The sequence below is a fragment of the Nocardia sp. MH4 genome, from assembly GCF_019266065.1.
In the GTDB taxonomy this organism is placed as follows: Bacteria; Actinomycetota; Actinomycetes; order Mycobacteriales; family Mycobacteriaceae; genus Nocardia; species Nocardia canadensis.
On sequence record NZ_LPNR01000132.1, the window covers coordinates 179,699 to 191,209 of the forward strand.

Here is an 11,511-nt window from a genome sequence, read left to right on the forward strand (position 1 = left end):
GGTTCGGTCACGCGGTGGTGCCGAGTCTGCCACCGGGAGGGCCGAGATGCGGGCCGAACAGGCTGTTCACGGCCTGCGCTCCCAGCGCCAGGCGTATTCGCCGGCGGCGGGTGGTGGACCGGGCAGGTCCCCCTCGGCGGTCATGCCGTCGAGCAGCAGGGCCAGCACGCGCTGCCGCAGCTGGGCGGTGCGCACCGGGTCGGGCATCGTGACCGCGGCGCACGCTTCCAGCAGCAGCCCCACGTCCTGGGGATCGAAGTCGGCGCGCAGTCGTCCGCTCGTGTGAGCCCGGCGCACCAGCTCCGCGCTCACTTCGCCCGAGTGGATGACGTCGGGCAGCATCGACTCGTCGGGAGTGAAGGTGCCCGCGAGCTTGACCGTCAGCGAGTGCACGTCGGCCTCCACCACGCGTTCCAGGAAGCCGACGAATCCGCGCCACCCGTCCGGATCTTCCAGCGCCGCATCCGCTTCGGCGTTGAACCGGCGCAATCCCTCGTGACACAGCGTGCGCAGCAGCACCTCCTTGCTCGGATAGCGCCGGTAGAGGGCGCTGATGCCGACGCCCGCGCGTTCCGCGACAGCCGCGATCGGCGCGGTCGGATCGTCGAGGAACACGGCGCGGGCGGCGTCGAGGATGAGGCTGTCATTGCGCGCGGCTTGCGCCTTGCGGCCCGACAGGCGGGGCTGAGCTGCGGTTTCGGTCTGCTTGGGCATGAATCCAGACTACCACTTGAAACGGAATGATCCGTTCTGCTACGGTTGAAACAGAACGAAGCATTCCGTTTCACAACAAGGAGTCGACATGACCGCCACGGCCACCATCACCCCCTTCCGCATCGACGTGCCCCAGGCGAAGCTCGACGACCTCGCCGCTCGCCTGCGCGGCGCGCACTTCCCGGACGAGCTGCCCGGCGTCGGCGACGCCTACGGCGTCCCGGCCGAGCGCGTCCGCACTCTCGCCCAGTACTGGCTCGAGGAGTTCGACTGGCGGGCGCTGGAATCCGAGCTGAACGCCTACCCGCAGTTCACCACCGAGATCGAGGGCGAGAACATCCACTTCCTGCACATCCGGTCCTCGCGGCCCGACGCGACGCCGGTGATCCTCACCCACGGCTGGCCGGGGTCGATCCTCGAGTACATCGACGTGATCGCGCCCCTCACCGAGCCGGAATCGGCCGAGGATCCGGCCTTCCACCTGGTCATCCCGTCGCTGCCCGGCTTCGGCTTCTCCGGCCCGACCCGCAGCACCGGCTGGAACCGCTACCGCACCGCCCGCGCCTGGGCGGAACTGATGGCGCGCCTGGGCTACGAGCGCTACGGCGCCATCGGCAACGACGGCGGCTCGATGGTCTCCCCCGAGCTCGGCCGGATCGCGCCCGAGCGGGTGCTCGGCGTGCATGTCACCCAGCTGTACTCGTTCCCGTCCGGCGACCCGGCCGAGTTCGAGGGCCTGTCGGAAGCTGATATGGCCGCGCTGGCGCATCTGCAGTGGTTCCACGAGAACAAGATGGCCTTCAACACCCTGCACAGCCAGCAGCCGCAGACCCTGGCCTACGCCCTGGCCGATTCGCCGGTCGGGCTGCTCGGCTGGAACGCCCAGCTGTTCGGCGAGTCGATCGACGCGCGATTCGTCGTGGCGAACATCGCGCTGTACTGGCTCACCGGCACGTCGGGCTCGTCGCTGCGGTTCTACTACGAGGACGCCCACGCCACCGAGCACCCGACCGAGCCGACCACGGTTCCTACCGGGCTGGCCATGTTCGCCGGTGACTTCCAGTCGATCCGCCGGTTCGCCGAGCGTGATCACAGCAATATCGTCAGCTGGAACTCCTACGACACCGCCGCGGGCAGCGGCGGCGCGAACGACGCGGCCGGGCACTACGCCGCGCACGAGGCGCCCGAGGTGCTGGTCGGCGACATCCGCCGATTCTTCGCCGGCCTCGCCTGATTCGGCTTCGGTGCCGCGGCCCACGCTCCCCTCATCGGCGCGTGGGTCGCGACCCATTCGAATCATGCACCAGCGCAGTGTTATACGCGCACCAAAGAACGCAATCAGTGATGCTCGTGCAATTCACCCCAGGCCGGGAAGGGATCGGCGAAGCCGGCCCACCCGGCCGGACCCGCGGCGAACTCCGCGTCGGTGAGCAGCGCGGCATCGAGTGCGCGCCGGACCGCGGCCGAGTCCAGGCGCACGCCGATGAACACGATCTCCTGGCCCGCGGGCACTTCCAGCGACGACCACCACGCGCCCGGCTCGAAGGTCAGGTTCGGCCCGGCCTGCGACCAGATCGCGGCCAGCTCGGGACGACTGGCGATCCAGCAGAAGCCCTTGCTGCGCAACATCCCCCGCAGTCCGGCCAGCGCGTCGGCGAGCCGGTCCGGGTGGAACGGCCGGTCGGCGGTGTAGGTGAGACTACTGATCCCGTATTCCTCGGTCTCGGGGGTGTGGCCGCCGGCCAGCTCCTCGGCCCAGCCCTCGGCCTCGGCGGCCACCACCGGGTTGTAGCGGCCGGTGGCGAGCACCTCGTCCAGCCCGACCACCCCCTTCTCGGTGCGCAGCACGCGCGCCCTCGGGTTGAGCCTGCGGACGGTCGCCTCGACGGTGGCCGCGGCGTTCGCGCTCACCAGGTCGGTCTTGTTGATCAGCAGGACGTCGGCGAATTCCACCTGATCGACCAGCAGATCCGCGATCGTGCGGGCGTCCCCCTCGCCCGCTTCGAGTTCGCGCTCGGCCAGCGCCTGCCCCTTGACCAGCTCGGCCAGGAAGGTCGACGCGTCGACCACGGTCACCATGGTGTCCAGACGCGCGAGGTCGCCGAGGCGGAACCCGTCCTCGAACTCCCAGTCGAAGGTCGCGGCCACCGGCATCGGTTCGGAGATGCCGGTGGACTCGATCACCAGCTGGTCGAACCGGCCGTCGCGGGCGAGCCGGGCCACGGCCTCGATCAGGTCCTCGCGCAGCGTGCAGCAGATGCAGCCGTTGGTGAGCTCGACCAGTTTCTCCTCGGTCCGGTCGAGATGTCCCTGGCCCGCGACGAGCGCGGCATCGATGTTGACCTCGCTCATGTCGTTGACGATGACCGCCACCCGGCGGCCCTCCCGATTGGCGAGGATGTGGTTGAGCAGCGTGGTCTTGCCCGCGCCGAGGAAGCCGGACAGGACGGTGACGGGCAGGTGCGCGAGGGGGGCGGAGTTGATCACGAGTTAATGATAATGGTTTTCATTTGCTGTTTGCGGGCGGGGTCCGGCGAACCGGGCGCCGGTCGTAGGGTTGGAGGGTGAAGATGTTGCCGCTGACCCCCGATGGCCAGACCCCCGTTCGCGCGCTCACCATCGCGGGCACCGACTCCGGCGGCGGCGCCGGCATCCAGGCCGATTCCCGGACGATGGCGCTGTGCGGAGTGCACGCGTGCGTGGCGGTGGCGGCGGTGACCGTGCAGAACACGGTGGGCGTCAGCGGATTTCACGAGATCCCGCCGCAGATCGTGGCCGATCAGGTTCGGGTGGTCGTCCGCGATATCGGCGTCGGCGCGGCCAAGACCGGCATGCTCGCCTCCACCGCGATCATCGAGGCCGTCGCGGACGTGTGCCGCGAGGTCGGCATCGGGCGCGACGCCGACATGCCGCTGGTGGTCGACCCGGTCGCGGCCTCGATGCACGGCGACCCGCTGCTGCACGCGGAGGCGCTCGACGCGGTGCGCAACACCCTCATCCCGCTGGCCACGGTCGTCACGCCGAATCTCGACGAGGTCCGCCTGATCACCGGCATCGAGGTGGTCGACGACGCCACCGCCCGCACGGCCGCCGAGGCGCTGCACACGCTGGGCGCGCAGTGGTCGATCGTCAAGGGCGGGCACCTGCGCTCCTCGGAATTCAGCACCGACCTGCTCTACGACGGCGACACCTTCCGGGAGTTCACCGCGCCGCGCATCGCCACCGGCAACGATCACGGCGGCGGCGACACCCTCGCCGCGGCCATCGCCAGCGCGCTCGCCAACGGCTACTCGGTGCCCGACGCGGTCGCCTTCGCCAAGGAGTGGACCTATCGCTGCCTGGCCGCCTCCTACGACCTCGGCGCGGGCCACGGGCCGGTTTCCCCGCTGTGGCGACTGCGCACCGATGTCTAGCGTGGCGTCGCGAACTTGTCGGTGGGCAGGTTCATACTGAACTCATCGCACCCACCACCGGCTCCAACGACGCAGCCGGCGAGAACAACGGAGTTCGCCTCGGGCGCGACGACTTTCAGCCGACGACGAACGCGTCGCGCAACGGCTGCGACGGGTCGATCCTGACTCCGTTGAACCGTGCGTGCGCCGTGGCGAGCGCCGAGATGCTCTCGGCCAGATAATCGACGAATCGTTCCACCGGCATCGCCGAGACCTCGCGCTGATTCGCGCCGAGCCACCAGTCCGTGGCCGAGGCCACCGCGCCGAAAATCGAATAGTTCACCAATTCGATGCCGGCCACGTCGATCGATTCGGTGGGCAGCAGACCGGCGAAGAACTCCGCGGCCCGGCGCGCCGATTGTCTGGCCGCGACCAGCGCCCGTTCCGTTTCCTTGGCCTGCTGGCTGAAATGGCTGTGCAGCATGAACCGGAAGACGTTCGGGTGCTCGGAGACGACGGCCACGTATTCGGCGGCCGCGCGTCGCACCAGGTCGGCGACGGAATCGTCGGTGAGGTTCACCCCACTGAGCACCCGTTCCCACAGCATGTCGCGGACCCGGTCCACGATCGCGTTGTAGAGATCGGTCTTGTCCTCGAAATGGCGGTACAGCTTCGGCTTGGCCGCACCGGCTTCCTTGGCGATATCGCCCATGCTGACATCGGGGCCGACCCGATCCAGCGCGCGGAACGCAGCGTCGACGAATTCGATCCGGACCTGCACGCGATGTTCGCGCCACCGCTCGGTCCGCGCGTCGACACGACGGACCGGCTCGTCTGCCTTCCGGTAACCGCGCGTCACGGTCAGCAGCTTATTGGCGCGGTCGGCCCGGGTGCTGCGCGGGGCGACTTTTGCCGGACCGGCAATCTTTCTTGCGGGTTTTCGCCCGGTGCCCGCACCATCGAATCGTCTACGCGTCCGCCGACCGACAGGAGCCCCGATGACCGAGACCGCGCCGACCGCCGAACAGTTCTGGGAGGACTTCTACCGCGAAAGAGACCAGATCTGGACCGGCAATGCCAACAAGACCCTGGTCAGCGAGGTCGCCGGGCTGACGCCGGGCACCGCGCTCGACCTCGGATGCGGCGAGGGCGGCGACGCCATCTGGCTGGCGAAGCAGGGCTGGCAGGTCACCGCCGTCGACGTCTCCGCCACGGCGATGGAGCGGGGTGCCCGGCACGCGGCCGACGCGGGCGTGCGGATCACGTGGGAGCGCCACGACTTGCAGACGAGCTTCCCGGCGGGCACCTTCGACCTGGTCTCGGCGCAGTTCCTGCACTCACCGGTGGAACGCCCCGACGAGCGCGCGACGATCCTGCGCAAGGCCGCGGCCGCCGTCGCCCCCGGTGGCGTGCTGGTGATCGGCAGCCACGCGCACTGGCCGACCTGGGTCACCACCCCGCCGCACGACGTCTCCTTCCCGACGATCGAGCAGATGCTCGCCCAACTCGACCTCGGCCCCGAGTGGCAGGTGGCGACCGCGGGCCTGCTCACCAGCCCGTCGACGAGCCCCGACGGCGTCGAGGGCGAACGGGCCGACAGCGTGCTGCGCGTGCGCCGCGGCTAGCGGAGGGTCAGCCGCCCCGGGTACCCGCTTCGGCTTTCGGCACCGCGTCGCCGTTGCTTCGTCGCGACAGCACATAGAGCGCCCACATGACGATCGGCAGGAGGATGTCGGTCCACAGCGGGATCCCGATGTTGTACGGCTTGGTGTTGTCCTCGGCCACCCAGAAGTAGACGTGCCCGGCCGCGTCGCCCCAGTACTGGATGGTCAGGACGACGATCGCGCACAACCAGAAGTGGCCGCGGTACCAGTAGGCCATGATGCCGACCACACCGATGGCCAGGTCGCCCATCGCGTTCTCCCATTGGAAGCCGCCGTCGCCCCGCGTGTAGCCGATCTGCTCGGCGACCTGGGCGCCGTCGAAGATGTGGGCGGCGGCGCCGAGAACCGAGGCGACCCCGACGACGGCCACCATCCACCAGACCATGTGGATGTCGGCCGCGGGTCGACCGGGCTGACGCCGGCTCTGTACGAACCCGCCGACGAGGGCGACGAGTACCGCGATGACGGTAGGCATCCGAGCGCCTCCATGCCTCGAGTCGAACACTGTTCGAGCAGGTAGACGAGCTTTTCCAGTGTACCCTCGCGGATCCCCAGCAACCTCCCAGCTCGGTCCCAGCTGGGTGGCAGCGCCGCCGTCGAGGGTGGTGGCATGACCCAGACCGAGGCCGAGCCACAGCCCACGCAGAGCAGCCGCGCGCCGGTGCTCGACGTGGTGATACCCGTCTACAACGAAGAAACCGACTTGGGCCTGTGCGTACGCAGGCTGCATGCCTACCTACGGGACGGATTCCCGTTCACCGCCCGGATCACGATCGCCGACAACGCCAGCACCGACGCCACCCTCGAGGTGGCGCGGCTGCTGGCCGACGAGCTCGACGGTGTCCAGGTGCTGCACCTGGACGCCAAGGGCCGGGGCCGGGCGCTGCGCGCGGCGTGGGCGGGATCGGACGCGGCGGTGGTCGCCTATATGGACGTCGACCTGTCGACCGATCTGAACGCGCTGCTGCCGCTGGTCGCGCCCCTGGTGTCCGGCCATTCCGACCTGGCGATCGGCACCCGGCTCGACGCGTCGTCGCGGGTGGTGCGCGGCCCCAAGCGCGAGATCATCTCCCGCTGCTACAACCTGCTGCTGAAAACCACACTGCGGGCCCACTTCTCCGACGCACAGTGCGGGTTCAAAGCGGTGCGCACCGATGTCGCCCGTGAACTGCTCCCGCTGGTGCGGGACGGGGAATGGTTCTTCGACACCGAACTGCTGGTCCTGGCCGAGCGCGCCGGGCTGCGTATCCACGAGGTGCCCGTCGACTGGATCGACGATCCCGACAGCCGGGTCGATATCGTCGACACCGCCCGCAAAGACCTGCGCGGTATCTGGCGGCTGACCAGGGCGCTGGCCACCGGCGCGCTCCCGCTCGACGAACTGCGCGCCGCCGTCGGCCGCGAGCCGCTGGTGGCGGGCGTGCCGCTCGGAATGATCGGGCAGCTGGTGCGTTTCGCGATCGTCGGCGTGACCTCGACGCTGGCCTACATCGTGCTGTATCTGCTGCTGCAACCGCTGCTCGGCGGGCAGGGCGCCAATCTGGTGTCGCTGCTGATCACCGCGGTGGGCAATACCGCGGCCAACCGCGCCTTCACCTTCGGTGTGCGTGGACGCGGTGACGCGATGACCCATCAGTTCCAGGGTCTGGCGATCTTCGGTTTCGGGCTGGCGATCACCAGTGGCTCGCTGTTCGCACTGCATCGCTGGGCGCCCGACGCCCCCGTCGTGGTGGAGCTCGGCGTGCTGGTCTTCGCCAATCTCGTGGCGACACTGGCCCGGTTCGTCGGACTGCGCTGGGTGTTCCGGCATGCCGGCTCCGACCGCGCGGTGGCGGAACCAGGGCCCGATGTCGTCCTGCGCGCCGCGACGGACACGGTGGAGGCGCGCCGATGACCGCCACCATCGCCCCGCCCTCGCCCGCCGCGATCACCGACACCGCACCACGCCGAAAGCGCTGGGAACTTCCGGCCTTGGCGGTTCTGCTGCTCGGCACCGCCCTCGCCTACCTCATCAACCTCAGCGCCAACGGCTGGGCCAACGACTTCTATGCCGCTGCGGTGCAAGCGGGTTCGCGATCGTGGGAGGCGTTCTTCTTCGGCTCCTCCGACGCGGCCAACTCGATCACCGTGGACAAGCCGCCCGCCTCCCTGTGGGTGATGGAGCTGTCGGTGCGGCTGTTCGGGCTCAACAGCTGGAGCATGCTCGTACCGCAGGTGCTGCTCGGCGTCGCGACGGTCGCGGTGCTGTGGGGGACGGTGCGCCGATCCTTCGGTCCCGCAGCGGGATTGATCGCGGGCACGGTGCTCGCGGTGACGCCCGTCGCGGTATTGATGTTCCGGTTCAACAACCCCGACGCCCTGCTGGTGCTGTTGATGACGGCGGCCGCCTGGGCGATGACCCGCGCCGTCGCCGACGGGCGCTGGCGGTGGCTGCTGCTCACCGGCGGGCTGATCGGTTTCGGGTTCCTGGCCAAGCAGTTACAGGTACTGCTGGTCGTGCCCGCGCTGGCGCTGACCTACCTGTTCGCGGGCCCGCCGAAGCTGGGCAAGCGGATCGCGCAGCTGTTCGCGGCGGGCGCCGCGATGGTGGTCGCGGCGGGCTGGTGGCTGCTGACAGTGGAGCTGTGGCCCGCCGATCAGCGGCCGTGGATCGGTGGGTCGCACGAGAATTCGATCATCGAGCTGACGCTGGGCTACAACGGGCTCGGCCGACTGAACGGCAACGAGCGCGGCAGTGTCGGCCCCGGCGGCGAACTGCCCGCCGGCGGCAACGGCATGTGGGGCAGCACCGGGATCACCCGGCTGTTCGAGCCCGCGCAGGGCGGCCAGATCGCCTGGCTGATCCCCGGCGCACTGGTGGCCCTGGTCGCCGGACTCGTCCTGTGCGGACGATCGCCGCGCACCGATCGACGCCGGGCCGCGCTGATCCTGTGGGGCGGTTGGCTGCTCGTGACCGGCCTGGTGTTCAGCTTCATGGCGGGCATCTTCCACCAGTACTACACGGTGGCCCTCGCGCCCGCCGTCGCCGCGCTGATCGGCATCGGCGCGACACAGCTGTGGGGTGCGCGGGATCGGCTGTGGGTGCGCCTCACCGGTGCGCTCGCCATCGGCCTCACCACCGCCACCGCGTGGGTGTTGTTGTCGCGCAGCGCGTCCTTCCAGCCGTGGCTGCGCTGGACGATCCTCGTGGTCGGTGTGCTCGCGACCATCGCGGCCGCCTTCCCGCTGGCCCGCAGACAGGCGGTGATCGCCGCGATCGCCGCCGCTTTCGTCGGGCTCGCCGGGCCCGTCGCCTACTCCATCGATACCCTCGCGACCGCGCACTCCGGCGCGATTCCGTCGGCCGGGCCGAACGCCGGTGGGATGCACGGGTTCGGAGGTCGGGGTGGGCCAGGGATGTGGCCCGGCGGTGATGCTCGGATGGGCGCGATGCCGGGCGCGGATGGGGCGAACTCGTCGGGTGGTGCCGATGCTCAGGGCGGGATGCCATCGGACGGCGCTCAGGGCGGCGGCATTCCGTCAGGTGCTGCCCAGGGTGGCGGTTCGCAGTCGGATGGTGGTGCGGCCCAGCCGGGTGGGGCCGGCGGTCTGCTCGGTGGCTCGCGACCGAGTGATCGGATCGTCAGCCTGCTCGAGCGCGACGGAGAGAACTACACCTGGGTCGCGGCGACGGTCGGTTCCAACAGCGCCGCCGGATACCAGCTGGCCACCGAGCTGCCGGTGATGCCGATCGGCGGCTTCAACGGCAGCGACCCCTCCCCCACCCTCGACCAGTTCACAACCTATGTGGCCGAGGGCAAGATCCACTACTTCGTGGCGGGCGGCCGGGGCGGCCCCGGCGGAAACAGCGAGTCGACCAGCTCGGCGATCACCGCCTGGGTGACGGCGAACTACACCGCGACCACTATCGACGGCGTGACGCTGTACGACCTCACCCAACCGAAGTAGTCGGCAGGGCCGAACGCCCGCAAGAACACTCGGGGCCGGGCTCGGTCGGATCACCCCGGTCCGACAGACCCGGCCTCGACGTGAAGACCCCCAAGGCTCACCCGCTCGACGCAGCGTTCGCATCCGGTGCGGCTCACGCGGACCCGATCAGCCCCACCGACCACCGGCAGGGATCGGTCGTCGTTTGCCCTGCGGCACTGCGCTTCACGCGATGAGAACGCGACCACCTCGTGGCCGCGCTCGGTCAGCACATCCACCATCGTCTGGCCGAGATGGCCGACACTCGTAACTGCGCAGGTCACCAGGGTTATACCTAGGTGTTCAGCGCCGAATGCAAGGTCGCCGCCCACTGGTCGACGATGAGTTTGCGGCGCGCCGAGTCGTCGGTGAGGACGTCGGCCAGGCCGAGCCCACGAGCCAGGTCGAGGGTCGCCTGGACGAGGTGATGGTTGACCGGATCGGAGTCGTCGACGCCGAGTGCTTCGACCGCGCGCCGGTGCGCGATCCGGCCGAACCGGGCCTCGAGCGGGACGATGCGTTCGCGCAGCGCGGGATCGGCGGCGGCGTGCGTCCACACCTGCAAGGCCGCCTTGAACAGCGGCGAGGTGTAGGACTCGACCAGGCCCGAGACGACGGCGCGGGTGCGGCCGACGCCCTCGGCGACCTCGCTGATGGCGGCGGCCTCGGCGGCCGACTGATCCATCCTGGTGTCGAACATGTACTCGAGCGCGCCCGTGATCAGGTCTTCCCTGGTGGGGAAATGATGCTGGGCGGCCCCGCGCGACACCCCGGCCCGTTCGGCGACCACCGACACGGTGGCGGCCGCCCAGCCGGTCTCGGCCAGGCAGTCGATGGTCGCCTCGAGCAGCCGCTGCCGGGTGGCCCGGCTGCGGTCCTGCTTGGGTTCGTGGGGTGTCGCCATCGGACTATTGTGCCCAGCTGGGCGGGCGCTTCTGGAAGAAGGCGGTCATGCCCTCGATCACCTCGGGGGTGCCGAAGAACCCGGCCGAGCGCTGTGCGAGCTCCTCGGCCTCGGCGTCGAAGCGCGCGAGCAGGGTCGAATTGACCAGCTTCTTGGACTCGGCCAGCCCCTGCGGCGAACCCTTGCGCAGCTCGCCACACAGGCGCTTGACCTCGGCGGCGGCATCGGCGGCCGCGATGGTCACCAGCCCGATCCGCTGTGCCGTCGCGGCGTCGAACTTCTCGCCGGTCAGGAAGTAGCGGCTCGCCGAGCGCTGGTCCATCCGCGGCACCAGGGTGAGCGAGATCATGAACGGCGCCATCCCGATCCGCACCTCGGTGAGCGCGAAACTGCTGCTGGGCCCGGCGACGACGAGATCGCAGGCACCGATGATGCCCATGCCGCCGGCGCGCACATTGCCGTCGATCTGGGCGACGACCGGCTTGGGCGAGGCCAGGATGCCCCGCAGCACATCGATCATCACCCGCGTGCGCTGATCGGCCGCGGTCGCCGGATCGGCGGTACTCGCCTCCTTCAGGTCCGCGCCCGCGCAGAAGGTGTCGCCGGTGTGCGCCAGCACGATGCCGCGCACGACGGGATCGGCGTTCGCCGCGTCCAATCCGGCCAGTAGCTCGCGCACCAGCTTCGATGAGAGCGCATTGCGATTGTGCGGGGAATCGAACGTCAGCGTGGCGAACCCATCGACGACCTCGTACCGGACAAAGGGCGCGCCCTCAGGATCACTCATCGAACCCACCTCAACCTTTCACTAGATCGAACTCAACCTGACCGCTCCCAGCCCCGCACCCGCGACCCCGAGGAGCGGCGGCCA

The 11,511-nt window shown here is 69.7% G+C and carries 11 protein-coding genes; 5 read left to right on the forward strand and 6 right to left on the reverse strand.

What is annotated here, in order from left to right:
- Positions 1-66: 66 nt before the first annotated feature.
- On the reverse strand, positions 67-714 hold the full coding sequence (locus ATM97_RS33115) for a TetR/AcrR family transcriptional regulator (RefSeq protein WP_218722146.1): 648 nt from the start codon (positions 712-714) through the stop codon (positions 67-69).
- A gap of 88 nt (positions 715-802) precedes the next feature.
- Between ATM97_RS33115 and ATM97_RS33120 the strand changes: the two genes are divergently transcribed.
- Entirely contained in the window at positions 803-1,948 is a 1,146-nt protein-coding gene (locus ATM97_RS33120) for an epoxide hydrolase family protein (RefSeq protein ID WP_218722147.1), read from the forward strand.
- A 104-nt stretch (positions 1,949-2,052) separates the two neighbouring features.
- On the opposite strand, the gene ATM97_RS33125 is transcribed toward ATM97_RS33120, so the two are convergent.
- The gene (locus ATM97_RS33125; protein ID WP_218722148.1) at positions 2,053-3,201 is read right to left on the reverse strand and encodes a GTP-binding protein; all 1,149 of its coding nucleotides are present in this window, start codon (positions 3,199-3,201) and stop codon (positions 2,053-2,055) included.
- 77 nt (positions 3,202-3,278) lie between these two features.
- Here ATM97_RS33125 and thiD point away from each other — a divergent pair, with 77 nt between their 5' ends.
- Positions 3,279-4,127: a bifunctional hydroxymethylpyrimidine kinase/phosphomethylpyrimidine kinase gene (gene thiD / locus ATM97_RS33130; protein WP_218722149.1), complete on the forward strand. Its 849-nt coding sequence runs from the start codon at positions 3,279-3,281 to the stop codon at positions 4,125-4,127.
- A 115-nt stretch (positions 4,128-4,242) separates the two neighbouring features.
- Here the strand turns inward: thiD and ATM97_RS33135 are convergent, their stop codons facing one another.
- Complete coding sequence (locus ATM97_RS33135; RefSeq protein WP_218722150.1) at positions 4,243-4,965, reverse strand: TetR/AcrR family transcriptional regulator; 723 nt, start codon at positions 4,963-4,965, stop codon at positions 4,243-4,245.
- A gap of 139 nt (positions 4,966-5,104) precedes the next feature.
- Between ATM97_RS33135 and ATM97_RS33140 the strand changes: the two genes are divergently transcribed.
- On the forward strand, positions 5,105-5,731 hold the full coding sequence (locus tag ATM97_RS33140; protein WP_218722151.1) for a bifunctional 2-polyprenyl-6-hydroxyphenol methylase/3-demethylubiquinol 3-O-methyltransferase UbiG: 627 nt from the start codon (positions 5,105-5,107) through the stop codon (positions 5,729-5,731).
- A gap of 7 nt (positions 5,732-5,738) precedes the next feature.
- Here the strand turns inward: ATM97_RS33140 and ATM97_RS33145 are convergent, their stop codons facing one another.
- Complete coding sequence (locus ATM97_RS33145) at positions 5,739-6,245, reverse strand: DUF6790 family protein (RefSeq protein ID WP_218722152.1); 507 nt, start codon at positions 6,243-6,245, stop codon at positions 5,739-5,741.
- Between the two features lie 135 nt (positions 6,246-6,380).
- Between ATM97_RS33145 and ATM97_RS33150 the strand changes: the two genes are divergently transcribed.
- Positions 6,381-7,664: a bifunctional glycosyltransferase family 2/GtrA family protein gene (locus ATM97_RS33150; protein ID WP_218722153.1), complete on the forward strand. Its 1,284-nt coding sequence runs from the start codon at positions 6,381-6,383 to the stop codon at positions 7,662-7,664.
- On the forward strand, positions 7,661-9,718 hold the full coding sequence (locus tag ATM97_RS33155) for a glycosyltransferase family 39 protein (protein ID WP_218722154.1): 2,058 nt from the start codon (positions 7,661-7,663) through the stop codon (positions 9,716-9,718). Before ATM97_RS33150 ends, ATM97_RS33155 begins: the two co-directional genes overlap by 4 nt.
- Positions 9,719-10,031: 313 nt before the next feature.
- Here the strand turns inward: ATM97_RS33155 and ATM97_RS33160 are convergent, their stop codons facing one another.
- Together ATM97_RS33160 and ATM97_RS33165 are read right to left on the reverse strand one after the other, a co-directional pair.
- Positions 10,032-10,640, reverse strand: coding sequence for a TetR/AcrR family transcriptional regulator (locus ATM97_RS33160; protein ID WP_218722155.1), 609 nt, complete (start codon positions 10,638-10,640; stop codon positions 10,032-10,034).
- Positions 10,641-10,644: 4 nt separating this feature from the next.
- Positions 10,645-11,427, reverse strand: coding sequence for an enoyl-CoA hydratase family protein (locus ATM97_RS33165; protein WP_218722156.1), 783 nt, complete (start codon positions 11,425-11,427; stop codon positions 10,645-10,647).
- Between the last annotated feature and the right edge of the window lie 84 nt (positions 11,428-11,511).

Bases quoted from the DNA above. Each gene is read 5' to 3' on its own strand.
- ATM97_RS33165 (WP_218722156.1), bottom strand. From the start codon at position 11,427: ATGAGTGATCCTGAGGGCGCGCCCTTTGTCCGGTACGAGGTCGTCGAT.
- ATM97_RS33160 (WP_218722155.1), bottom strand. From the start codon at position 10,640: ATGGCGACACCCCACGAACCCAAGCAGGACCGCAGCCGGGCCACCCGG.
- ATM97_RS33120 (WP_218722147.1), top strand. From the start codon at position 803: ATGACCGCCACGGCCACCATCACCCCCTTCCGCATCGACGTGCCCCAG.
- ATM97_RS33115 (WP_218722146.1), bottom strand. From the start codon at position 714: ATGCCCAAGCAGACCGAAACCGCAGCTCAGCCCCGCCTGTCGGGCCGC.
- ATM97_RS33140 (WP_218722151.1), top strand. From the start codon at position 5,105: ATGACCGAGACCGCGCCGACCGCCGAACAGTTCTGGGAGGACTTCTAC.
- ATM97_RS33150 (WP_218722153.1), top strand. From the start codon at position 6,381: ATGACCCAGACCGAGGCCGAGCCACAGCCCACGCAGAGCAGCCGCGCG.
- ATM97_RS33155 (WP_218722154.1), top strand. From the start codon at position 7,661: ATGACCGCCACCATCGCCCCGCCCTCGCCCGCCGCGATCACCGACACC.
- ATM97_RS33145 (WP_218722152.1), bottom strand. From the start codon at position 6,245: ATGCCTACCGTCATCGCGGTACTCGTCGCCCTCGTCGGCGGGTTCGTA.